Raw genomic sequence first — 24,198 nt, forward strand, 5'->3', positions numbered from 1 at the left:
AAGGGTTCTGGCAGTTTTTTGTCGTTTTTCTCGCGCTATTTTAGCATTCTGTTTATAGTGCGTCACAATCTGAATACTAAGGCTATTTTTACCATGTCTGAACACGCCTCACCGCCGCTTTACCTGGCGTCTACTTCGGTATACCGCCAACAGTTGCTGGCTAGGCTTAGCCGCAACTTTACCGCCATCAAACCCAATGTCGATGAAACGCCCCGGCCAAATGAAACGGCCGAGCAACTGGTACATCGCTTAGCCATTGCCAAGGCACAGGCAGTGGCCACAGGTTTAAGCTCAGGTTTAGTCATTGGTTCTGACCAGGTAGCGGTATTTGACAACGCCATTATTGGCAAACCGCACAGCGCAGAAAATGCCTGTGCGCAACTGCGCCGCTTTAGCGGCCAAAGTGTCACCTTTTTAACCGGTCTGGCGCTGGTTAATGCACAAAGTGGCAAGGTGCAAGTTATGGTTGAGCCATTTAATGTTAGCTTTCGCGTATTAACCGATGCCGAAATTATTGCTTATATCGACAAAGAGCAACCACTGGACTGTGCCGGCAGCTTTAAAAGCGAAGGCCTGGGCATTAGCTTATTTAGTAAACTCAGTGGTGACGACCCCAATAGCCTGATTGGCCTGCCACTGATCCGGCTAAACCAGATGTTGTTAAATGAAGGTGTTAATGTGCTGCTTAGCTGACAAAATCAGTGCAATGGTGAATTCGGTTTGCCCACAGCAACACGCCGTGAACCCATCCATGGGGGCTCGATTCGGCCATCCTGGCCTGCAACGGTTGCCTTAGAGCAAACCGAACCCACCTGGCATAATCTGCATTTATAAAACTTGCAATAATTCCGGCATCGTATCGATAATGGCTTTGGGCGAAAACTGGCTTAATACGTCGCGACCATGCACGCCATGGGTTACACCAACCCGCGGCATTGCAATGGCTTGAGCCATCTTCATATCATGGCTGGTATCGCCCACCATCACCGCCTGCTCTGCCGGCACGTCCAGCTGACGCAGAATTTGCTGCAGCATTTCCGGGTGCGGCTTCGACTGCGCTTCATCAGCACAGCGGCTGGTATCAAAATACTTATCCAGGCCGGTTTCCGCAAACATACGGTTAAGGCCGCGGCGCTGTTTGCCGGTTGCCACGGCTAATTTGATATTGTTATCTTTTAACTGTGTTAGCACCTGCTCTACACCGGCGAATAATGGCGTTGGCGTGCTATCGTGCAGCATATATTGCTCACGGTAATGCTGAAACATTAACTGGCGTTTGTCGTCAGTGATACCGGGAAACAAAATATCAAACGCCGGATCCAAGCTAAGGCCGATAATCTGCTTGGCCTGATGCTCAGTTGGCACGTTAAGCGCGGCTATACCAGCAGCAGCACGTAATGACGATACAATACGCCCCACCGAGTCCATTACTGTGCCGTCCCAGTCAAAAATTACCAGTGACACCTTCTCTGTTGTTAGCAGAGGCTTTGTTACTACTGTTTGCATTACTTTCTCGTTAATTTTGCCAGCGCTTGCTCCAGCGCCATATCTAATGGCGCCTCTACCCGCATAGTGGTTTCGGTCATCGGATGCATAAAGCTTAAGGTTTTAGCATGTAAAAATAACCGGTTTAAGCCAATTTGCTGCATCTGTGCGGTAAAGGTGTTGTCACCGTATTTATCATCGCAGGCTATCGGGTGGCCTTTGCAGGCAGTATGTACCCGGATTTGGTGAGTACGACCCGTCACCGGAAAGGCCTCTACCAAAGTGCCTTGTTGGTAACGCTGTAAAATACGAAAGCGGGTTTCAGACGGTTTACCCTCTTTTTCATCTACCCGCACTACCCGCTCACCAGACTGCAGGGTGTTTTTCTTCAACGGCTCAGTAACTTTACGCACCTTGTTGTCCCAGTCACCGGCGACCAGTGCCCAGTATTTTTTCTCAACGGTTTTATTGCGCAATTGCTCATGCAAATGAGTCAACACTGAGCGCTTTTTCGCGATCAATAAACAACCCGAGGTATCACGGTCAAGCCGGTGCACCAGTTCCAGATGTTTTGCCAATGGTCGCAATGCCCGCAGCGCCTCTATCACACCAAATTGTAAACCGCTGCCACCATGCACTGCCATACCTGAAGGTTTATTGAGCACAATCAAGTCGTTATCTTCAAATAAAATATGTTGTTCCAGGTTTTTCACCATGGATAGCTTTACCGATACCGGTTCGCCCTCTGCCGCCACTGTTAATGGTGGAATGCGTACCACATCATCCTGCTGCAGTTTGTATTCAGGTTTGATGCGTTTTTTGTTCACTCGCACTTCACCTTTGCGTAAAACCCGATAAATAACACTTTTTGGTACGCCTTTGAGCCGCGCCAATAAAAAATTGTCTATGCGCTGACCAATAAAATCAGGTTCTATTTCAATTATTTGCACAGGTAACTTGATTTCTTCGGTCATGGGTTTTGAATACTCTGCTAATATTAGATTTCAGTTGCTATCGGCTGCGCATTAGTGGGATAATCCTCCCGCTAATTATGCCAAAAACTGGCAATTAGGGCGCTCAAAGTGACGTAAGAGAATTTGTGCGGCAGCGCTTGGGGGACTGATCATACCGAAATCGTGGTGAAAACCAACGTTTTTTATACCCCCGACGTAAACCAAACGCCATTTGCCTGAGATAATGTTGCGTAATCTGTTATCAACAGCGGCAAAACATGAGTTCCGGTCAACCAGAGCATAAAAAATATTGCTATAACGCAGCGCTTAAGGGCGGTGTGTTTCAGATCCAAAACGAAAACAGCATAAACTGCAAAGCCATCACAAAAGCTTATGCAGTGACAATTTGGTTTCTTCAGACATTCCAGTCGTGAGACTGCACCCATTAGTGTTTGATAACGTCTGAACACGCAGATGCCCACCGGGCTGCGTTGTGGCTGCATAAATGCGAGTCACTAACGATGAAAAGAATGTTAATTAACGCCACGCAGGAAGAAGAAATCCGCGTTGCACTGGTCGATGGCCAGAAACTGTATGACCTGGATATTGAAAGCCCGGGCCATGAACAAAAAAAAGCCAATATTTACAAAGGTAAAATCACCCGGGTTGAGCCAAGCTTAGAAGCTGCCTTTGTTGACTACGGCGCTGACCGTCACGGTTTTCTCCCTTTAAAAGAAATCTCCCGCGAATACTTCCCCTCTGGTTACAGCTTCGATGGCCGCCCAAACATTAAAGAAGTGGTAAAAGAAGGTCAGGAAGTTATTATTCAGATTGATAAAGAAGAACGCGGTCAAAAAGGCGCCGCCTTAACCACCTTTATCAGCCTCGCCGGTTCTTACTTAGTACTGATGCCCAATAACCCACGTGCTGGCGGTATTTCCCGTCGCATCGAAGGTGATGAGCGCCAGGAGTTAAAGGACTCGTTAGGTCAGTTAGAAATGCCGGATGGCATGGGTTTAATCGTACGTACCGCCGGTGTCGGTAAATCGTATGAAGAACTGGACTACGACTTAAAAGCACTGTTAAAGCATTGGTCTGCCATAACTGAAGAAGCACAAAAGCGCCCTTCACCGTTTTTAATCCACCAGGAAAGTAATGTGGTATTTCGCGCCATCCGCGATTACCTGCGTCGTGATGTCGGCGAAATCCTGATCGATAACCCACGTATTTTTGAAGAAGCCAAAGTCTATATTCAGCAATTCCGGCCTGACTTTGCCCACCGCGTTAAGCTGTATCAGGGCGAAGTGCCGCTGTTTATGCACTTTCAAATTGAAACCCAAATTGAATCGGCGTTTCGCCGTGAAGTGCGCCTGCCATCAGGTGGCTCTATCGTTATCGACAGCACTGAAGCCTTAACCGCTATTGATATCAACTCGTCTAAAGCCACCAAAGGCGGCGATATTGAAGAAACGGCGTTTAATACCAATTTAGAAGCCGCCGATGAAATTGCCCGTCAGTTACGCCTGCGCGACTTAGGTGGTTTGATCGTTATCGACTTTATCGATATGACGCCGGTGCGCCACCAGCGCGAAGTGGAAAACCGCTTAAAGGATGCCGTTAAACACGACCGTGCCCGGGTACAAATTGGCCGTATTTCGCGCTTTGGTTTGCTGGAAATGTCGCGTCAGCGTCTGCGCCCATCGCTGGGTGAGTCAGCAACACATGTGTGCCCGCGTTGCCATGGCCGCGGCACCATTCGCAGCACTGAGTCATCTGCACTGTCTATCCTGCGTTTAATCGAAGAAGAATCGATTAAAGACAATACCAGTCAAATTCATGCTCAGGTACCGGTGTCTGTTGCCACCTATCTGATGAATGAAAAACGCGACGCTGTGCGCCGCATTGAAAAACGCCATGGTATTCGTGTGTTCGTTATTCCAAACGAGCACTTAGAAACGCCAAACCATGAAGTGATCCGCATCCGTATCGACGAAGAGATTGATGATGTCAGTTACAATCTGGTAAAAGCGCCAGAGGCGACAACAACCTTGTATCAGCCTGCGTCAGATGCAGTAAAAGAAAAGCCAGCTATTTCGGCGATTAATATCGCCGATAGCGCCGCGCAGCGTCCGGCAGCAAAAATTGATGCCGCGCCAGCGCAAAGCCCGGGCCTGTTTGCCGCTATCAGCAACTGGTTTGCTAAAGTGTTTGCGCCAAGTGAAAGTGTTGCTGAAACCAAAGCCACAACCAAAACGCCTGAGCGTAATGCGCCGCGTAGCAATAATCGTGATGGCAACCGCGAACAAAACCGTGATGGTAACCGTGATGCGAATCGCGACAATAACCGCCGTCGCAATAAACCGCGTCGCCGCAATGATGCTGAAGATAAAGCGCCCCATAGCCCGCTAAAAGACGAAAGCGGACATAAAAATGAGCGTCAGCAACGGCCGCAGCAGGATTCCCGACCACCGCGCGCGCAGCATGACGCGAAAAAGCCGCAGGACAAAGCGCCAGCCCCCGCTGTTAATAAAGACGACGATGATGCGCCACAACGCGTTGCAGAGCGTCGCCAACGCCGCAATATGCGTAAATCTGTGCGGATGGACAAAGCTTTAGTAACAGAGGCGGTAACGGTAGAAACTGTAGCGACACTTGAAAGCGCATCGCAGCCAGCAGCATTGGCAGCACAAAGCACGGCCTCAGCCGAAGCCGCTACTGCAGCAGTGGTTGATACTGTCGCTGTTGATACTGCTGCTGTTGATACTGTTGGCACCAGCGTCAGCGAAGCGCCAACACAAGACAATACTACCAACCCGGACGCAGAGCAGCACAGCAGCGCAGCAGCAAGTTCAGAGACAAACGCTGAAGCTGGCACTGACGCAACAGCTGAAACGGCGGCGCAAGAGGCTGCAGAACCACGTAGCCGTAACCGTCGCTCGCCACGGCATCTGCGTGCTGCCGGACAAAAGCGCAAAAAAGAGCAGGACCAGACGCCAGCGGAAGAAACAGCTGAGCCTGTTGTTGCTCAGGACACCGCAGCCGAAGCGGTAATTAATACCGCTGAAACTGCTGATAACAGTGCCGGCGAGCCAGCAATAGTAGCGGAAGCGGCGGAAGCTGCGCCACTTGACACTGCAGCAGAGCATACGCCAGAAACGGTGGAGGAAAAGCCCAAAGCCCGTGCCCGACGTAAACTGGCGCCGAAAAAAGCTGACAAAGCCGCCAGTCCGGCAGACAGTGCGCCAGCTAATGCCGAGCCGGCACCTGCTGCAGTAGCACCTGCTGCGCCAACGGAAACAGTAGATACACCGGCTGCGCCAGCGCAACAGGCTGTTGAAAAACCAGCACAGCCCACAGCAGTAGTGGCACCACAAACGGCTGAGCCTGACAGCAATGTGAATGCTGAACCGGTCGCAGTAGCGGTAACAACTGCTAAAGCTGGCGGTAGCCGCTATGCCCAAATGGTGGTGGCGACGATGACCAAGCCTGAGCAGACAGACAGTACTGAGCCAAACAACACCGCCCCTGCTGCAATGCCAGCAGAAGCAAGGCCTGTTGTTGCCAGCTCACAGCGTCCAGCAGGTTCCGCTTTCGCCCGTCAGGCGGTAACGGCGCCTATGACCAAACCTAAAGCAGATGAATAATCTGCTACTACCAGCACTGGTAAAATAACCCAGGGGCGCAGAATTGCGCCCCTTCTTTTATGTATCAGTTTTATGTATTTGTTATGTCATAAAAATGGCAGTAAAAAGGGGCGCAATTATGCGCCCCTACAGTGATCCCGTTTACGGCTTAGAAATCATACTTGGCACTAAACTGAATGCGGTTCATATCACCGTCCAGGCCAGATTCAATCTCCCGATTTGCAAATTTATACTCGATACCGAACATCAGCTTCTTTGCAGCCTGATAAATCAGGTTAGTTGTCCAGCTATTGGTGGTTTTAGTCGCCCCTGCGCCGGTAAGATTGACATCGTTATCCACACTCAGCAGTGAATACACCAGACTACTGCGCCACTGGCTATTCCAGTTATGTTTGTAGGCGATGGCAAAGGCTGTCGAGTCAATCGCTTCAAGTTCATTGTTGGCATCAAGTACAGCACCGTTTGCGGTATTTAAGCCAATATAGCGGCCAACACCTGAGCCGGTCGTTGCAGTAATACGGATGTCGTTGTTATTACTTAACAAGATTTTAGCCGTTGCACTGACACCAAACGCAGATGTTGTGCTGTCGATAGCACCACTCTCATAGGCAAGCTGGCGCACTAATGCCGACACCGACCAGGTTCCCCAATCCGCTTTCTGACCATACTTAAACACCAGATCCGGCGTAGCATTGTCGTCTGTTGTAATACGCGGTCCACCACCGAAAGGTGTTACGGTCGTTTCCGGGTTTTCAATGGCTACCTGAAAATTGCCGCTGGTGTAGCGAATTTGCGCCTGACGACCGAACACCATCGCGTCGGTATTACCGATAAAATCCAGCGTATCAGGCAGTGCATTTAAGTCCATGAAGGTGGTCCATGTTTGACCAAACAGCCAGCCGTCATAAGTAATAAATGCCTGACGTAAACGCGGTGAATAGCTATTGGTGATACGCTCGTCACCACCGGCGGTAGCCATAAAATCAAGCTCGATATGCCCGCCTAATGTTTTGCCGTTCTCCAGCTTAGTATTGGTTTTAAAGAAGAAGCGTGATTGACGGGCATGAAAATCAAAGGTACCGCCCTCATCCGCACCGCCAACAGGCGTTAAACTCGGGATATAAAAGTCTCTGCCGATACCTGTGGCGATCTGACCATCTGAGCTATCGGTATACATTGCATCAAGTTTGACATAACCGCCAAAGGTGACATCAGTGTCACCTATGTTGAAACCATTTGCCTGCACCGCGCCACTTGCCAAAGCTACACAGACCGCGAGGTAAGATACAGTTGTTATTTTCTTCATTTGCCGTCTCTCCATCTTTTTCATTCTTGTAATGGTAATTTTGCAGTTCAACTGTGGTGCAGTACCGGGATTCCTGCAATTAGCCTTTAGTCGCAATCCGGCTGACGCCTGACGCCGTGCTGACAAGCGAACATGAACAGTTCGCTCACTGCTTAGAATTTGGCTAGACTAAGGTCTAATTTCAATTAACACGCGGCTTCGATAGAAAGACAACATAAGATTTTAGAAGCTCTCACAGGGGAAGTTATGTCACATCCAACAGTTTATCCGGTACCAACCAGTGCGGCGAAACGCTCGCTGCTGACCAATGAACACTATCAGCAAATGTACCAGCAGTCTGTTGACGCTCCGGATGCCTTTTGGGCTGAGCACGGTAAACGCCTGCACTGGTTTACCCCTTATACCCGCGTGAAGAACACCAGCTTTGCCGCAGGAGAAGTCAGTATTAACTGGTTTGCCGATGGGGTATTAAATGCCAGCTATAACTGTTTAGACCGTCATCTGCCAGAGCGCGCAGATCAAGTTGCGTTTTATTGGGAAGGCGACTCACCCGAGGTACAGAAAAGCGTTACCTACGCTGATTTGCATCAGCAAGTCTGTAAGTTAGCCAATGGCATGAAAGCACTGGGCGTGGCAAAAGGTGATCGCGTAACGATTTACCTGCCGATGATCCCGGAGGCCGCCGTTGCACTGCTGGCCTGTGCCCGTATTGGCGCGGTGCACTCGGTCGTTTTTGCCGGTTTTTCACCTGATGCGTTGGGTAGCCGTATTGTCGATTGTGATTCGAAACTGGTGATCACCGCCGACCAGGCGCTGCGCGGCAGCCGGGTGACCAACTTAAAAGATAACACCGATATGGCACTGGCACACCTGGGCGATGCCTCGCCGGTGCAAAACGTGATCGTGGTGAAACATGTCGGCAAAAATGTTGATATGCAGGCAGGCAAAGACGGCCGCGATGTCTGGTATCACGAGCTGCTCAATCAGCAAAGCGCTGATTGCCCGGCCGAACCGATGAATGCTGAAGATCCGTTATTTATTCTGTACACCTCTGGCTCTACCGGTAAACCCAAAGGCGTGCTGCATACTACCGGCGGCTATATGGTGTATGCCTCGATGACGCATCAGTATGTGTTTGACTATCATGACGGTGACATCTACTGGTGTGCTGCCGATATTGGCTGGGTAACCGGCCACAGTTATATTGTCTATGGCCCACTGGCCAATGGCGCCAGCAGCGTGATGTTTGAAGGTGTGCCGAATTATCCCAGCGTAAAACGTATGGCGCAAATTGTGGATAAATATCAGGTTAACATTCTCTACACCGCCCCTACCGCGATTCGCGCCCTGATGGCGCATGGCGATGCGCCGGTAGAAGGCTGTTCGCTAAGTTCATTACGCACGCTGGGGAGCGTCGGTGAGCCGATCAACCCTGAAGCCTGGAGCTGGTACCATGATAAATTTGGTAAAGGCCAATGCCCTATTGTTGATACCTGGTGGCAAACGGAAACCGGCGGTATTTTAATCACGCCATTACCGGGTTGTACTGAGTTAAAACCGGGCTCGGCTACCCGGCCATTTTTTGGCGTCAAACCTGCCATTGTCGATAACGAGGGCAATGAACTCAGTGGCGAGTGCGAGGGCAATCTGGTCATTAAAGACAGCTGGCCGGGGCAAATGCGTACTGTTTATGGCGACCATGAACGCTTTGAACAAACCTATTTCAGCACTTACCCTGGCCTGTACTTTACCGGCGATGGCGCCAAACGTGATGCCGACGGTTATTACTGGCTGACCGGCCGTGTTGACGATGTGCTTAATATCTCTGGCCACCGCTTAGGCACCGCCGAGATTGAAAGTTGTCTGGTAGCACATGATGCCGTTGCAGAAGCGGCTGTGGTTGGTTACCCGCACGATATTAAAGGCCAGGGAATTTACGTTTACGTAACCCCACGCGTTGGCGTAGAACCAAGCAGTGAATTAACCAAAGCGCTGCGCGACTGGGTTCGGGAAGAGATTTCACCGATTGCCACACCCGATCTGATCCAATGGGCACCGACCGGACTACCGAAAACCCGTTCCGGCAAAATAATGCGCCGCATTTTACGGAAGATTGCCGCCAATGAGCATGAACAACTGGGTGATATTTCAACCCTGGCCGATCCGTCGGTGGTAGAAACGCTGGTAAACAACCGTTTAAACCGTAAATAAGCCACAATGTCAGTGCGCGCTTGACAGCGTGCCCTGCTCGCCGCAGTATAAAAGGCCGCACAAGCGGCCTTTATTATAATAACAACACCCCCTGCGCCGGAGGATAAGATGGCAAAACTGATCGTCGCTGACGACCATCCGCTGTTTCGTAACGCACTGATAAACGCTATCAGCAGTACCTTTGCGACCAAAGCCACCATTGAAACAGACAGTTTTGACAGCACCTGTGAAGCACTGGAGCAACACCCGGATACCGATTTGCTGTTGCTGGACCTGCATATGCCGGGCAACTGTGGTTTTTTGGGGCTAATCCAGCTGCGTAAAACGCATCCAACCCTGCCAATAGTGGTTATTTCCGCCAGTGAAGAGCTCGATGTTATCCGCCGCGTAATGGCCTTTGGCGCCTCGGCTTATGTGCCTAAATCGGCCAATCCGGCCGATATCAGTGCGGCCCTCAATGCCGTCATGGCTGGCGAGTTATGGGTACCACAAGGTATTAAGAAACAGGTGCTAGAGCAGCACAGTAACGAGGCAGAAGATGATTTGGACCTCGCGGCCAAAGTAGCACAACTTACCGCACAGCAATATAAGGTACTGTATTACCTGACAGAAGGCTGGCTAAATAAGCAAATCGCCTATGATTTGCATATCTCCGAAGCCACCGTCAAGGCCCATATTACCGCGATTTTCCGCAAACTAGGCGTAACAAATCGTACTCAGGTAGTAATACAGGCCCAGCGTTTAACACTAGAACCACCGGTTAACAAAGCCATGGCGCAGCAGTAACCCCGCTGCTATTCTGCACTGGCACGTTTTAGCATCTTTATATGGTTTAAGCTGGCGCGCAGCGCCGCTGGCTTGATGGGTTTGGCCAGAAATAACAAGCCAGACTGCTTTGCTTTCATTGCCAAGCCCGCCTCAGGCGACGCTGATACCAGTATGCCGTTTACCTTACCCCAGGCCAGTTTAATTTTTTCATACAGCTGTAAGCCATTAAGATGCTGGCCCAGCTGATAGTCAATAAGCAACGCATCCGGCGCGGGGTGGTTGCGGGCGTACTGCAGCAGGCTGTCTTCATCGTAAAAGCTCACCACATCGCTTATTTGCCATTGTTGCAATAATACCGTCAGCGCAGCCAGGTTCGCGGCATCATCATCAACGCAGACTACCGATAAGCCCAGTACCGGCCGCTGTACACTCGTCGTGGGCAATGGCAACTCGATACGCGATACCGCGGCGACCAGGGGTAACTGAATACTGAACATACTGCCCTTACCCGGCCAGGACGCCACTTTTAGCGGATGCCCTAACAGTTTTGCCATCCGGTTTACTACCCCCAGGCCAAGACCTACACCTTGCTGACCTTTGGCAGTAGCATCAATACGGTAAAAATCTTCAAAAATACGCTGTAAGTCAGGCTCGGCAATGCCCGGGCCACTGTCCCACACCTGCAGCAATAACTGATTACCACGTTTGCGACAGCCCAGCAGGATGCGCCCCTGTTTCGTATATTTTATTGCATTTGACAGCATATTCTGCAAAATTCGCCGCAAATAGGTCGGATCAGTCTGCACCTGATAATCCGCGGCTTTCACCTGCAGCTGTAAGCCTTTTTGCTTGGCCAGTAAGCTAAATTCATCCGACAACTGCGATAACAATTCTTTTAACGACACCGTCTGCACTTCAGGTGACAACTTGCCATCATCCAGTTTCGCGATTTCCAGCAAGGTCGAGATCAGCTCTTCTGAGGCTTTAAGCGAATTATCCAGTTGGCTAATAATATGTTGTTGCTGCTGCACATCCTGGCTGCCTGCCAGCGCTGCAGTAAATAATCTTGCCGCATTAAGTGGCTGCAAAATATCATGGCTGGCCAGCGCCAGAAAGCGGGTTTTAGAGGCATTGGCCACTTCCGCTTCGGCCTTGGCCTGCAGTAACTGTTGCTCAGTTTCGCGCCGGCGTCTGACTTCGCCCAGCAGCTCGTGGTTAATCTCAGAAATGGTATGGGTCCGTTCCTGCACCCGATCTTCCAAATGCTGCTTCGCCTCGGCCAGCGCCTGCACCGCTTTAACATGTTCAGAAATATCAGTAAAGCTGGTCACAAAGCCGCCACCGGGGATCGGATTACCACGCATCTCTATGACTTTGCCATCAGGACGTACCCGCTGAAACACATGAGCGGTACCTTTTTGCATATGGGCAATCCGCTTTTCAACGTGTTCATCGGACGAACCCGGCCCGCACAGGCCGCGCTCAGCATTAAAACGTACTATATCGGCAATTGGCCGGCCTACCCTTACCATGGCTTCGGGGTAATCAAACATCTCCAGATACGCCCGATTCCAGGCGACCAGCTTTAATTCCCGATCAACCACGCTTACGCCCTGGCTTAAGTGCTCTAAGGTAGAAAACAGAATTTTGCGCGAAAACTGAATAGCCTGCGTTGTGTCATCAAACAGGGTGACAACGTCTTCAAACGCCAGTTGGCGGCCTTCCAGTACCGCATTAACCATGGCCGACGCCGATGAAGCACCGATAACGCCGGCCAGTTCGCGTTCAACGTGCTCGACCAGACCGACACTGGGTAAATCATCCAGTTGCAAGCCAACTTGCTGGCGCCGGCCATATTCCTGCAAACACTCTGCCGCACGGTTAGCGCCAACAAAACGTTCCAGTAAGATTTTCAAATCCGTATTACGAATGCGGATACGCCGCGCTGGTGTATCCTGATGGTTTACCGGCAAATTGGGCTTAACAAAGGCAACGGCCTGCAGCCTGTCTTGCAAATTAACCTGCGTCAGTAAAGAACCCAAAACGTAAAACAGCAGGTTGAAGCCGAGGGAAAACAACACACCGTGGCTTAAGCTGTCCAGCTCAGTGCCAAACAGGGCTGTCGGCATCAGTGCCTGCCAGCCAAACAAACCGGTTTGCATAATATTACTGTTGATAGCGCCGGTACTGACTAATTGCGGCAGCATCAGCGTATAGAACCACAATACAAAGCCAATACTCAGCCCCAGATAGACGCCCCAGGCATTGCCTCGACGCCAGTACAGCCCCCCTATCACCGCCGGTGCCAGCTGAATAACCAGAGCAAACGCCAGCAGGCCGGTTTCTGCCAGCTCATAGTTACGGGCAAACATACGGTAGTACAGGTAAGACAACGCCATTACCAGTATGACCATGCTACGTCTTACCAGTAATATCAGCAGACTGTAATCATGCCCCAGACCGCGTTTTTTACTGCTGCGTAGCAGTCCGGGCATAACCACATCATTACTGATCATGGTAGACAGCGCCAGGGTGGCGATAATGATCATTGAGGTGGCCGCCGAGAAGCCACCGATAAAGACCAACACACTTAGCGTGCTCCACCCGGATTGGGCCGGGATCAACAGTACAAAACTGTCTGCCGCGTTAAGCGCTTGCGGGAATAACTGCATACCGCCTATCGCAATTGGGATCACCACTATAGTGACTAAAAACAAATACAGTGAGAACCAGCGCCGGGCATGGCGTAAATGGTGGTGCGAAACATTTTCGACAAAGGCGACATGAAACTGGCGCGGCAATAAAAACACCGCAACCATAGCCAGTATGGTTTTAGTAATAAATTCTACTGCGCCAAAATCACTGCTGCTATGTTGTTGCGCCATCGCATGCTCAGCAAAGCGGCCAAACACATTGCTACTATCGCCCAAGACAAAGACATACACTGCCAGCCCCAGGGTTAGCAGGGCAAACAGCTTTACTACAGACTCGAACGCAATAGCCACCATAACGCCACGGCTTTGCTCGGTCAGGTGTAATTTGCGGGTACCAAATAAAATAGCAAAAAAGGCCATTGCCAGTGCACTTAAAAAGGCACTGTCCTGCCACCAGTTAGTGACGTCATCGCTAACATCTCCGCCGAGTAACACATGATAAGAGCCAGATACCGCCTTTAGCTGCAGCGCGATATAAGGCACCACCACCACCAGGCAGACCAGCGAGGCCAGCAGCGCAATGTTTTTGCGCTTACCATAACGGGAAGAGATAAAATCGGCGACGGAGGTGACGTTTTGTTTTTTGGCGACATACATTAGCTTGAACAAAAACGGCTGGGCAAAAATAAACAACAACACCGGGCCAAGGTAAATCGGAATATAATCCCAGCCCTGGGTTACCGCCGTGCCTACTGCGCCATAATAAGTCCAGGAGGTACAATACACCGCCAACGCCAGGCTGTAGATCAGGCCACCATACTTTCGTATTAGTTTATCATCGGCATGCCGCTCGCCCCAGTTCGCTATCAGAAACAAACCACCGACATACAACAGTGCCAATATAGCAACTACCCAAGCGGCCACGGCGCTCTCCTGTGATTATTGTTGTTTTACTTTTGGCGTAATGCACAGCACAAGTCAATTATCTGCGCCCTCTGTTCGACTAAAGTCGGGCTTTCACTTGTGTTAACTACTGCTAGATTAACTTTGCAAGATAAAAATAACAAAGGAAAGGAGTGTATTTATGACAGAGCACGATCGTAACGCGGCGGCTTACTGGTCGGCGAATCTTCGCCTGATCGTTGGCAGCCTCATCGTCTGGGCTTTGGTGTCTTACGGCGGCGGCATTTTATTGCGTCCGCTGTTATCTGGCATCAGCGTAGGCGGCACCGACCTTGGCTTCTGGTTTGCACAACAGGGGTCTATCTTAACCTTTATCGCGCTGATTTTCTTCTATGCCTGGAGAATGAATAAGCTCGATAAAGAATTTGACCTGCACGAGGAGTAACAGCGTCATGAGTCAATTTGCAATCAACTTGATTTTTGTTGGCGGCTCCTTTGCGCTCTATATCGCCATCGCGATTTGGGCCCGCGCAGGTTCCACCAAAGAGTTCTACGTCGCCGGCGGTGGCGTTAACCCGGTAATGAATGGTATGGCGACCGCCGCAGACTGGATGTCGGCAGCATCGTTTATTTCGATGGCCGGCTTAATCGCTGCCGGTGGCTATGCCAATTCAACCTTCCTGATGGGCTGGACCGGTGGCTATGTGCTATTGGCGATGCTGTTAGCCCCCTACTTGCGTAAGTTTGGCAAGTTCACCGTGCCGGAATTTATCGGCGATCGTTTTTACAGCAAAAACGCCCGCTTTGTTGCCGTGGCCTGTTTAATTATCGCGTCAGTCACCTATGTCATCGGCCAGATGACCGGTGCCGGAGTCGCGTTTTCACGCTTCTTAGAGGTAGAAAGTGATACCGGCCTGATCATTGCCGGCGTCGTGGTATTTTTATACGCCGTTATGGGTGGTATGAAAGGTATTACCTACACTCAGGTGGCGCAATATGTGGTACTGATTATTGCTTATACTATTCCTGCGGTGTTTATTTCACTGCAACTGACCGGTAACCCGCTGCCTCCGCTGGGCTTGTTCTCTGAGCACACTGAATCGGGTATGCCGCTGTTGCAAAAGCTGGATTTAGTGGTACGTGATCTGGGCTTTACCGATTACACTGCTGATGTATCAAACAAACTGAATATGGTGTTATTTACCCTATCACTGATGATTGGTACAGCTGGCTTACCACACGTTATTATCCGTTTTTTCACTGTGCCTAAAGTATCAGACGCACGCTGGTCAGCTGGCTGGGCGCTGGTGTTTATTGCCCTGCTGTATCTGACTGCACCTGCTGTTGCTTCTATGGCGCGATTAAACCTGTTAAACACTATCTATCCGGCCGGCCCAACGGCAGATGCTATTCAGTACACGGAGCGCCCGGATTGGATTAAAAACTGGGAGCAAACCGGTTTAATTAAGTTTGAAGATAAAAACAGCGACGGCCGTATCCAGTTGTACAATGACAAGTCTGACAGCTTCAAACAAGTTGCGACTGAGCGTGGCTGGAATGGCAACGAGCTGACAGTGAACAACGACATACTGGTACTGGCTAACCCGGAAATAGCGAACCTGCCAAGCTGGGTTATCGGTTTAATTGCTGCCGGTGGTTTGGCCGCAGCACTGTCCACCGCAGCCGGTTTATTGTTGGCTATCTCGTCCGCCGTAAGCCATGACCTGATTAAAGGCTCTATTAACCCTAATATCAGTGAAAAAGGTGAACTGCGCGCGGCACGTATTTCTATGGCGGTAGCCATAGTGGTCGCCACCTGGCTAGGCATGAACCCACCGGGCTTTGCCGCTCAGGTAGTTGCTCTGGCCTTTGGTATCGCTGCGGCGTCTATTTTCCCGGCGCTGATGATGGGCATTTTCTCCAAACGGGTAAACAACAAAGGCGCAATCGCCGGCATGTTGGCAGGCTTGCTGTCTACCGTGATCTATATCTTCCTGTATCTGGGCTGGTTCTTCATCCCTGGCACTAACACCTTTGACAATGTGCAGGCTAACTGGCTGCTGGGTATTTCACCACTGTCATTTGGTGCTGTTGGTGCGATGATTAACTTTGTTGTCGCTTTTGCCGTATCATCCGCAACAGAGGCGCCACCAAAACATATCCAGGAACTGGTAGAAAGCGTGCGTTATCCGAAAGGCGCAGGTACAGCAACTGGACACTAAGTTACTGAATAAGCTTGCACTAAGTAATACCGCAAGCTCACAATAACCGTACGGGCTTTCATGGTGAAAGCCCGTCTTTTTCAGGATACTTTTTATGCTTTGGGAACTGATTGCAACGGTCGTTGCGGGTCTGGGTGCTGCCGGTATCGCGCTGTTACTACGAAAAATCAGCCGTAATAGTGCACCTCGCTGGCTAATCCCGGCCTTTGCCGGCGCAGCCATGCTGGGTTTTCAGATCCACAGTGAATACAGCTGGTTTGAACATCAACGCTCACGCCTGCCAGAGGGCGTTATAGTGGTAAAAACAGTCGAACAAACTGCCGTATGGCGGCCCTGGAGTTATTTGTATCCACAAACATTGCGCTTTATTGCCGCTGATGTGGCCAATGCCTCAGTGAACCAGCTTAACCCGCAGTTAAAATTGGTTGATTTATACTTTTTTGAGCGCCGCGCCAGCGCACGTCGTGTCCCTCAGGTAGTGCACTGCCAACAGCAAGCGCAAGCTGATTTTAGTGCCACTTTACAAATTCCGCCGCCAGACACGGCTGTCGACGGACAGTGGCGCAAGCTGGCTGGCGACGATGCCCTGCTTATCGCTTTGTGTCACAGCTGAGCCAATAGCAACAGCTAATTTGCTTAAAGCGGAGAAAAAATGGAAGTTGCTGACGTTACCAAATTTCTGGCCGAAACCACCCCCTTTGATCAACTGGATGCGCCGGCGCTTGGCCATTTATCAAGCCATATTAAGGTGTATTATCATCAGGCACAGGACCATGTCAGCATCAGCAGTGAGCGCCTGCTGATTGTCCGTACCGGTATTTTTAGCCTGTATAGTGACCAACAACACTTGTTAACCAAGCTGCAAAGCGGTGACTTTTATGGTTATCAGCAGCTGCTCACCGGCCTTACCGATAACGACACCCTGGTATGTGACGAGGATGGTCTGGTGTACTGGCTGGACGCCGCAGCGTTTCATCAGTGTCGTTATCAATACAAAAACATCGATATTTTCTTTCAGCGTTTATTTAGCCGTCGTTTGCACCAGTATCGCGAGCAACAACAAAGCAGCCGCTTTACGCTTAAAATTAGTGATATCGTGCAGCAGCGAAAAATTGCTATCCGGCCTGAGCAAAGTGTTCAGGCCGCCGCCAAACTAATGTCAGATAGCCGGGTATCGTCTTTGCTGGTTGAAGAACATGACAAACTGGTGGGTATCGTTACCGACCGCGACTTACGTAACCGGGTACTGGCACTGGGCCTGCCGGCCAGCACTCAGGTCAGTCAGGTTATGACGCGCCAGCCACAACATATCGACCGCCACGCCTATTTATATGAAGCAGTACAGAAAATGAGTCAGCACAATATCCATCACCTGCCCGTACTGGAGCAAGGTGTGTGCTGTGGTATGCTGACTGCCACTGACATTATCCGTAGCCAGCAGGATCACCCGGTATATCTGATTGGCGAAATTCACCGGCAAACCAGTGTCGACGGCCTGGAACGTTGCAGCCAGCAAATTTCTTCACTAGCGATAACCTTGAGCAAGCAGCAGGTACCTGCCTACGAAGCCGGCCATATTATTACCACGGTTACCGATGCACTCACCCAACGCCTGATTTATCTGGCGCAACAACAACTGGGCGAGCCGCCCTGTGTGTTCAGTTGGTTGGCTTTTGGCTCGCAGGCACGAATGGATCAAAGCTTAAATGCCGATCAGGACAATGCGTTGCTGCTGGAAAAAGAACCGGTTGGCGAGATTGGCGACTATTTCAGTGCCCTGGCCGAGTTTGTCTGTCACGGCCTGGCACAGTGCGGCATTACATTGTGCCCAGGCAATATCATGGCCACTAACAGCGAGCTTCGGCTAAGTTTAAAAGGTTGGTCTGGCCGCTTTGCCCGTTGGATTGCCACACCCACACCGGATGCTCTGCTCAAAGCCAGCATTTTTTTTGATTTACGGGTTATCGACGGCAGTAAAGGCCTGTTTAATGCACTGCAGCAAGATATTCTGCAGCGCACTGCTCAGGCACCACTGTTTTTATACCACCTGGCGCAGGCGGCACTGCAACGTACAGCACCGCTGGGCTTTTTTAAAAACTTTATTCTCGAGCAAGACGGCAAGCACAAAAAAGGGCTGGATTTGAAAAAGCGCGGCATTAGTCTGATCACAGATTTAGTCCGCGTTTATGCATTGTCAGCCGGCATTTATGAAGTCAATACCCGCCGGCGGCTACACCAACTGGCAATCCAAGCCGAGATGGACAGCAAAGACTGCCAAAACCTGAATGACGCCTTTGATTTGCTGGCGCAGCTACGCTGGGAAAAACACCAGCATGACCTACAACAGGGCCATGATGTGACTAACCTGCTAGATCCGATGGAAATATCCGGTTTAGCGCGGCATCAGCTCAAAGACAGCTTTGCCGTAATAAACGACGCTCAGGCCAGCCTGAAGCACCGTTTCTGCCGGGATATGTAATGATGTTAAGCTGGCTTTGGCGCAAAAATACTGCTTTAAGTGCGGTTGTCGATAACTTTAGCAAGACTGCCTTGCCAAATGCCGCAACAGCAGTGCAACAGGCGCCCTTTCTGGTACTGGATTTTGAACTGACCGGGCTTAACCCGAAAAAAGATCATATTGTCAGCATGGGCTGGGTACCTGTCCGCCAGCAGGAAATTGTGCTCTCAGAAGCGCGCCACTACCTTATCAGCAGCCCGGTCAGTGTCGGCCAAAGTGCGGTATATCACGGCCTGCATGATCATCAGCTGAAACAGGGGCAAGACCTGGCGGTCGTTCTGACTGAACTGTTAACACAGTACGCCGGCTATGTGTTTGTCGCGCATCACAGTGGTTTAGATGAACAATTTTTACGTGTCGCCTGTCAGCGCTGTTTTGGCAAAACACCGCGTTTTAAGTTTATTGATACCATGAAAATGGAATGGCAACGCTTGCTGCGTCAGGGCAAGGTAGTAAAACACGATGCACTAAAACTGCCCAACTGCTTAAAGCGCCATGGCCTGCCCGACATGGCAAACCACCACGCGTTAGAAGATGCCTACAGCAGTGCCCTGCTACTGCTTAGCCAGCTTAAGCTAGGCGGCAACAACATGACACTGGGCGATTTATACCTGCTGTCGCGCTAAATTAGCGATGACTACCTTTTAGCACTAACAGGTTATAAACGGCCTAGCTGCTTGCGGCTGATCGCAGTCACCTTTCCAGCGGTCAACGTTAACGACACCAAGTAGTCGCCGCCCATATCGGCTTTTAAGCGGTAAGACCACGTTTCCGTTGTTTCGCCATGTACCGGCTCACCGGTATCGACACCTAAGGTTTCTACATCTTTGTATTCAGGTTGGCCGGCCAGTGCTACCACTTCAATACGCGCCATACCGCACTTCAGCAATTTGCCATCCGCTAACCGAAAGCCACAAGCCTGAGCCGGTACGGCAACCACAAAAACTAATAATAAGACTATTTGGACGGAAAATTTCATGCTTTATCCCTTGCAAAAATAATGTACAAACTATAGTGACAACATTACCCTGAACGCCAGATTAAAACCTTAAATTTACAATAAAATTACAATACATGGCTGCCGACGGAATTCAGTCTGTGGCCAGTACTTTTAATACCTTGCATGGGTTACCGCCGGCCAACACCCCTGCTGGCACGTCTTTGGTTACCACACTACCCGCTGCCACCACGGCTCCTTTGCCAATGGTAATGCCCGGCAGAATAACAACCGCGCCACCGATCCAAACATCATCGCCAATAGTCACCGGCATTGCCTGCTCCAGCAAAGTGCGTCGTTCAGCGGCATCCAGCGGATGGTTAACAGTATAAATTTGCACCGCCGGGCCGAAAAACACGTTATTACCAATATTTACCGGCGCGACATCCAACACCACGCAGTTAAAGTTAAAAAACACCTTGTTGCCGGTATTTATGTTGTAGCCGTAGTCACAATAAAACGGCGGTTCAATATAAAAATGCTTGCCACTATTGGGCAGCCACTGTTTTAACAGCTGCTGGCGCAGTACCTCATCATCCGGCGCGCTGTGGTTAAACTGCTGCTGCAGCTTGCGCGCCGCCAAACGCTCAGCGCTAAGTTGTTTATCCAGCGGGTTATACCACTGTCCACTGAGCATTTTTTGTTTTTCCGTTCGCATATAATCTAGCTGCCTAATTTGATTTTTATCATAAAACATGAACGCCCGCTTGAGTCAAATGGCATAAAATGCTACATTTTTTTAACCTATCTCACAAAGGAAAAATGAAACATGTCTAAGGCATTAGAACCTATTACCGCTATGTTCGGCATTTTTGCTAATAAAAGTAAAGCAAACAAGGTATATACAAATTTATTGCCGTCACTTGAATTTATAATGACGATGAAAGGCCCTAACTCTGCTGAAGCAAGAGGCTTGTTAGCGATACTTGCAGGGCTTCCGGCGTCAGGTGCAAAAAGTATTAATTTTAAGAAAAAATACCTGAAAGAACCAAACGCCTGGAAAAACCTTCCTAAAGATCCAGGCGACATCCCATTTGGCTACTGGCATTAAGGCATTCTCATGACACACCGCACAGGCTGGAAACTATTTTTTATCATCACAATACTCTACCTGCTATTGGGTATTTATAGTTTTGTGCAAGACTCACAACAACCATTCGCTATGAGTAATAGTGATATTTTTGGCTGGTTGTTTCTGTTGGTTTTTGCATCGCTTTCCGTTATAGCCAGCTATGGCTATGCCTGGCGTAAAACGATAGGCTTTGGTAAATTCTGGTATGCATTGCTTGCTGCGGTGCTCATCAGCGTTGTATACGAAGGTTATCAGCTGTACCTTGCTACCGATACCGAAGTCGGCGAAAAACTGTTCGTAACTATTGTTGGTATTTTATACTTCAGTTTTTTCAGTCGGTTAATGTTGAAGTATGCAACTGAAGACAAGTAGTAACCACATAAGTCTACAGGCTAATGGTGTTATTAGCATTGCGACAAAAAAGGCGCCGAAGCGCCTTTTTTTATATTTAACCTGCCAAATTATTTAGCGCGGCTGCGGTACTCGTCGGTACGGGTATCGATTTCGATTTTATCGCCTTCTTCAACGAACGCCGGTACCATCAGCTCAAAACCAGTTTCAATTTTCGCTGGTTTCATCACTTTGCCTGAAGTATCACCACGGGCTGCTGGCTCAGTGTAGGTTACCGTGCGTACTACGATAGTTGGCAGGTCAACAGAAATTGGGCGCTCGCCGTAGAACACCACTGAACATTCCATACCATCTACCAGGTACTTTAACGCACCTTCCATCGACTCGGCTTCGATTTCGTACTGGTTGTACTCTGAATCCATAAACACATACATAGGATCAGCAAAGTAAGAGTAAGTTACTTCTTTGGTTTCCAGCATTACCTGCTCGAATTTATCGTCAGCGCGGTATACCGTTTCCATGCCCTGACCATTCAGCAGGTTTTTCATTTTCATTTTTACAACGGCAGCATTACGACCCGATTTGTTAAACTCGGCCTTTAAAATTACCATCGCTTCAGTGCCCACCATAATCACCTGGCCAGCACGCAGTTCTTGAGCTGTCTTCATCATGACTGAAATATCTTCTCGTTAGGAAAAATTGCGTCGCATTATAAATTTTTTTTCAACAAAGTGCACGAGGTTGCTGGCAAGATCTCCATTTGCCGTTAACTGTGTGCGCCAATGCTGGTTATAGTCGGCGATTTGCGCGCAGTTTGCACTAAATTTTTGCCAGCTATCTGCAAGTTCGGCATCGGTATTCCAATCCAGCCAGAAGCGCTGCACGACAGTGGCCAGCTCAGCTGGCATTTGCACACAATAGCGCTGCATAAAAGCCTGCAGTTTATCCAGATGGGCTTGCTCAGCCTGGCGGTAAATTTGCCAGATAAAAGGCTTTGCTGCCCAGTGCGCACGGATCACGGAATCTTCGCCACGGACAAAGTTGATATCGCAGGCCCAGAGTAATTTGTCGTAATCTTCCTGTGGCATAAAAGGCAGGATCTGTAGCGTAAGGGCACCCAGTGTCAGACTGCGTGTTGCCGCTAATGCCGGATGTAATAACGTTAACTGCTGTGCCAGAGCACCTTCTGGCACCAGACATAAGACTTCAGCTTCTGCCCCCTGCCAGTATTGCAATAAGCTGGCAATTTGCTGATGATCATAGCCAAACAGCGAAATTTTTTGCGTAAAGCGTGCGCTGTCACTAATCCCCAGAGCCGCCCAGAACGCTTGCTGCGCCATTTTATCCGTATTAAAAGCGGCGGCCTGTTGCTGCAAATTCGCCTCTTGCAGTAAGCCTCCGGTGGCAGCTGTAAAACCAGGAAAGAAAAAGTATTTTTGTAACGGCAAATGCGGCTGTGGTGAGGGCAGCGCATGACAACCTTCTACCCACTGCTCTGCCGACAGATATTCGAGATTCAACCATAAGGGTGCACTGCTTTGCTGCGCCATCGCTTGCTGATAGGCTAAGGGTATCGTACAGGCTAATGCCTCAATAACCACATCAGCCACTTGCTCCTTGGCCCAATCGGTATCGGCAGACCAGCAACGGATGGTGACGCCCTGTAACTGCTGCTGCATTTTAGTGCTATCCACCCCGGCACAAATTTTTTGAAAGCTGGCCAGATCATCTACCCATAAACGCACTGCAATGCCATGCTCGGCTACCAGCTGACGGCTTAAACGCCAGCAAATACCGATATCGCCAAAATTATCAACAACGGCACAAAAAATATCCCAGCGCGGTAAAGAGGTGGTCATCACAACATTCAGCTAAAAAAACAAGAAAGCTATTATACCTTTAAGCACGCGCAGTCCAAGGTAAAGTGTGGCAAGTAATAACACTGAAATAAGTAATGCCAACAGGTAGCGCAGCAGGTACTGCAGTTTTACTCTCAGCCTGAATGTAAAACCGGCACCGCTGTGTAGCATGGGCAATGGTTGATGAAACACCGTGGCCCATAGCCACAGCAACAAACTGCTAAGACCAACTACCACACAGCTAAGTTGCCAACGCTGTGCCTCGGTGGGGCTTGCCGCAAACAGTAGCCAGAAAAAAGCCAAAACCGCCGCCACACAGCACAGTAAAAACACTGGCCGTAACCGGTATAGCCGGCGCCCCCAGCGCTGATAAAACGCCAGCATCAGCCATGCTCCAACGCAGTTAACGCCGCAGGATACAACGCCAAAATCCCGCTTTGGCCCTGCATATCGCCGATTAGCCAGATTTGTTCAAACGGATGGCGTTTAGGCATGTGTAACGCCCGGTAATGTTGCAGAATATCGCGCCGGGTCCACAGCGGATTGGCATTTCGGATCACTAACCATACCCGCTCAGTATTATAGCTTTTCTCAGCCTTGTTACTGATCAGCCGGTTAAGTGCGGTTAACAGCCGGTGTTGCGCCGGCGTGCGCAGTAGTGCCAACAGCTCTTTATGGGTATTCTCACCCAGTTCCCGTCCCAGTATATGCATGGCTTCGGCTTCACTGCCGTACAGGTGGGCAATTTCCAGATCGAGCTTCTGCTCATCATAATAACAGGATACGTCAGGCCGGGCCGGCTCATTATGCCAGATATGACGCATTTTTATGCCAAAGCGCTGCTCGTAAAGCCGCATAAACAAGCGTGCGGCTTCATGTTCTAATTGTATTTTCTCTTCATTGCCGTTCATCGGTTGTAGCATGTGTTTGCTTCAAACTGTCATAGCCGCCTTCGTTAGTTAGCCGACGATAACCTAACTGTTGCAGTGCCTCAATAGCAATACCAGCACGACGGCCAGACCCGCAATACAGTGCAATATTAGTGTTTTTATCCAACTTAAGTTCAGTAACGCCTGTTGCTATTTCTGTATGTGGAATATTGACAGCACCTACAAGATGACCGGCGGCATACTCATCCGCACTGCGCACATCTATCCATACCGTTTTTCCCGGTGTCGTAGCACAGGCAGACAGCAGTAAAAACAGGCTTAATATCAGGTATTTCATTTTGCTTCCCTCTTCACTGTCACTCTAG

At 49.9% G+C, this 24,198-nt stretch carries 21 protein-coding genes; 11 read left to right on the forward strand and 10 right to left on the reverse strand.

Features of this window, described 5'->3' with window-relative positions:
- Nucleotides 1-93 precede the first annotated feature (93 nt).
- Nucleotides 94-693, forward strand: coding sequence for a Maf family protein (locus EYB30_RS16425; protein ID WP_166840228.1), 600 nt, complete (start codon nucleotides 94-96; stop codon nucleotides 691-693).
- 135 nt (nucleotides 694-828) lie between these two features.
- Here the strand turns inward: EYB30_RS16425 and EYB30_RS16430 are convergent, their stop codons facing one another.
- Complete coding sequence (locus tag EYB30_RS16430) at nucleotides 829-1,506, reverse strand: HAD family hydrolase (RefSeq protein ID WP_166840230.1); 678 nt, start codon at nucleotides 1,504-1,506, stop codon at nucleotides 829-831.
- The gene (gene rluC, locus EYB30_RS16435; RefSeq protein WP_166840232.1) at nucleotides 1,506-2,459 is read right to left on the reverse strand and encodes a 23S rRNA pseudouridine(955/2504/2580) synthase RluC; all 954 of its coding nucleotides are present in this window, start codon (nucleotides 2,457-2,459) and stop codon (nucleotides 1,506-1,508) included. Before rluC ends, EYB30_RS16430 begins: the two co-directional genes overlap by 1 nt.
- A gap of 500 nt (nucleotides 2,460-2,959) precedes the next feature.
- Between rluC and rne the strand changes: the two genes are divergently transcribed.
- Nucleotides 2,960-6,082, forward strand: a complete 3,123-nt coding sequence (rne, locus tag EYB30_RS16440; protein ID WP_241698067.1) for a ribonuclease E — start codon at nucleotides 2,960-2,962, stop codon at nucleotides 6,080-6,082.
- Between the two features lie 148 nt (nucleotides 6,083-6,230).
- Here the strand turns inward: rne and EYB30_RS16445 are convergent, their stop codons facing one another.
- Complete coding sequence (locus EYB30_RS16445; protein ID WP_174978764.1) at nucleotides 6,231-7,388, reverse strand: DcaP family trimeric outer membrane transporter; 1,158 nt, start codon at nucleotides 7,386-7,388, stop codon at nucleotides 6,231-6,233.
- Between the two features lie 246 nt (nucleotides 7,389-7,634).
- Between EYB30_RS16445 and acs the strand changes: the two genes are divergently transcribed.
- On the forward strand, nucleotides 7,635-9,599 hold the full coding sequence (gene acs / locus EYB30_RS16450; protein WP_166840236.1) for an acetate--CoA ligase: 1,965 nt from the start codon (nucleotides 7,635-7,637) through the stop codon (nucleotides 9,597-9,599).
- Between the two features lie 108 nt (nucleotides 9,600-9,707).
- Complete coding sequence (locus tag EYB30_RS16455) at nucleotides 9,708-10,385, forward strand: LuxR C-terminal-related transcriptional regulator (protein ID WP_166840238.1); 678 nt, start codon at nucleotides 9,708-9,710, stop codon at nucleotides 10,383-10,385.
- A gap of 8 nt (nucleotides 10,386-10,393) precedes the next feature.
- Here the strand turns inward: EYB30_RS16455 and EYB30_RS16460 are convergent, their stop codons facing one another.
- Complete coding sequence (locus EYB30_RS16460) at nucleotides 10,394-13,945, reverse strand: PAS domain-containing hybrid sensor histidine kinase/response regulator (RefSeq protein WP_166840241.1); 3,552 nt, start codon at nucleotides 13,943-13,945, stop codon at nucleotides 10,394-10,396.
- Nucleotides 13,946-14,105: 160 nt separating this feature from the next.
- On the opposite strand from EYB30_RS16460, the gene EYB30_RS16465 reads away from it, so the two are divergent.
- The 5 genes from EYB30_RS16465 (at nucleotide 14,106) to EYB30_RS16485 (ending at nucleotide 19,290) form a co-directional block, all read left to right on the forward strand.
- Nucleotides 14,106-14,369 carry a DUF4212 domain-containing protein gene (locus EYB30_RS16465; RefSeq protein WP_134054540.1) on the forward strand — a complete coding sequence of 88 codons (264 nt, stop codon included), beginning with the start codon at nucleotides 14,106-14,108 and terminating at the stop codon, nucleotides 14,367-14,369.
- Nucleotides 14,370-14,376: 7 nt separating this feature from the next.
- A complete protein-coding gene (locus EYB30_RS16470) occupies nucleotides 14,377-16,146 on the forward strand; it encodes a sodium:solute symporter family protein (protein ID WP_166840243.1) in 1,770 nt (589 codons plus the stop codon).
- A gap of 94 nt (nucleotides 16,147-16,240) precedes the next feature.
- Entirely contained in the window at nucleotides 16,241-16,759 is a 519-nt protein-coding gene (locus EYB30_RS16475) for a hypothetical protein (protein ID WP_166840245.1), read from the forward strand.
- A gap of 39 nt (nucleotides 16,760-16,798) precedes the next feature.
- The gene (locus EYB30_RS16480) at nucleotides 16,799-18,625 is read left to right on the forward strand and encodes a putative nucleotidyltransferase substrate binding domain-containing protein (protein ID WP_166840247.1); all 1,827 of its coding nucleotides are present in this window, start codon (nucleotides 16,799-16,801) and stop codon (nucleotides 18,623-18,625) included.
- On the forward strand, nucleotides 18,625-19,290 hold the full coding sequence (locus EYB30_RS16485) for an exonuclease domain-containing protein (RefSeq protein ID WP_241698068.1): 666 nt from the start codon (nucleotides 18,625-18,627) through the stop codon (nucleotides 19,288-19,290). The genes EYB30_RS16480 and EYB30_RS16485 overlap by 1 nt, the downstream gene beginning before the upstream one ends.
- Before the next feature lie 32 nt (nucleotides 19,291-19,322).
- On the opposite strand, the gene EYB30_RS16490 is transcribed toward EYB30_RS16485, so the two are convergent.
- Together EYB30_RS16490 and EYB30_RS16495 are read right to left on the reverse strand one after the other, a co-directional pair.
- Entirely contained in the window at nucleotides 19,323-19,643 is a 321-nt protein-coding gene (locus EYB30_RS16490; protein ID WP_166840249.1) for a hypothetical protein, read from the reverse strand.
- A 112-nt stretch (nucleotides 19,644-19,755) separates the two neighbouring features.
- On the reverse strand, nucleotides 19,756-20,319 hold the full coding sequence (locus EYB30_RS16495) for a sugar O-acetyltransferase (RefSeq protein WP_166840251.1): 564 nt from the start codon (nucleotides 20,317-20,319) through the stop codon (nucleotides 19,756-19,758).
- Nucleotides 20,320-20,430: 111 nt separating this feature from the next.
- Between EYB30_RS16495 and EYB30_RS16500 the strand changes: the two genes are divergently transcribed.
- Nucleotides 20,431-20,712, forward strand: coding sequence for a hypothetical protein (locus EYB30_RS16500; protein WP_166840253.1), 282 nt, complete (start codon nucleotides 20,431-20,433; stop codon nucleotides 20,710-20,712).
- Nucleotides 20,713-20,721: 9 nt separating this feature from the next.
- The gene (locus tag EYB30_RS16505; protein ID WP_166840255.1) at nucleotides 20,722-21,105 is read left to right on the forward strand and encodes a hypothetical protein; all 384 of its coding nucleotides are present in this window, start codon (nucleotides 20,722-20,724) and stop codon (nucleotides 21,103-21,105) included.
- An 89-nt stretch (nucleotides 21,106-21,194) separates the two neighbouring features.
- Here EYB30_RS16505 and efp read toward each other — a convergent pair whose 3' ends face one another.
- The 4 genes from efp to EYB30_RS16525 all read right to left on the reverse strand — a co-directional run bounded on the left by efp (nucleotide 21,195) and on the right by EYB30_RS16525 (nucleotide 24,170).
- Complete coding sequence (gene efp, locus EYB30_RS16510) at nucleotides 21,195-21,755, reverse strand: elongation factor P (RefSeq protein ID WP_458411343.1); 561 nt, start codon at nucleotides 21,753-21,755, stop codon at nucleotides 21,195-21,197.
- An 18-nt stretch (nucleotides 21,756-21,773) separates the two neighbouring features.
- The gene (gene earP, locus EYB30_RS16515; protein ID WP_166840257.1) at nucleotides 21,774-22,943 is read right to left on the reverse strand and encodes an elongation factor P maturation arginine rhamnosyltransferase EarP; all 1,170 of its coding nucleotides are present in this window, start codon (nucleotides 22,941-22,943) and stop codon (nucleotides 21,774-21,776) included.
- 383 nt (nucleotides 22,944-23,326) lie between these two features.
- Complete coding sequence (locus tag EYB30_RS16520) at nucleotides 23,327-23,866, reverse strand: hypothetical protein (protein WP_241698069.1); 540 nt, start codon at nucleotides 23,864-23,866, stop codon at nucleotides 23,327-23,329.
- Nucleotides 23,841-24,170, reverse strand: a complete 330-nt coding sequence (locus EYB30_RS16525; protein ID WP_166840259.1) for a rhodanese-like domain-containing protein — start codon at nucleotides 24,168-24,170, stop codon at nucleotides 23,841-23,843. The genes EYB30_RS16520 and EYB30_RS16525 overlap by 26 nt, the downstream gene beginning before the upstream one ends.
- Nucleotides 24,171-24,198 lie beyond the last annotated feature (28 nt).

The sequence above is a fragment of the Rheinheimera pleomorphica genome, from assembly GCF_011634895.1.
GTDB lineage: Bacteria > Pseudomonadota > Gammaproteobacteria > Enterobacterales > Alteromonadaceae > Alishewanella > Alishewanella pleomorphica.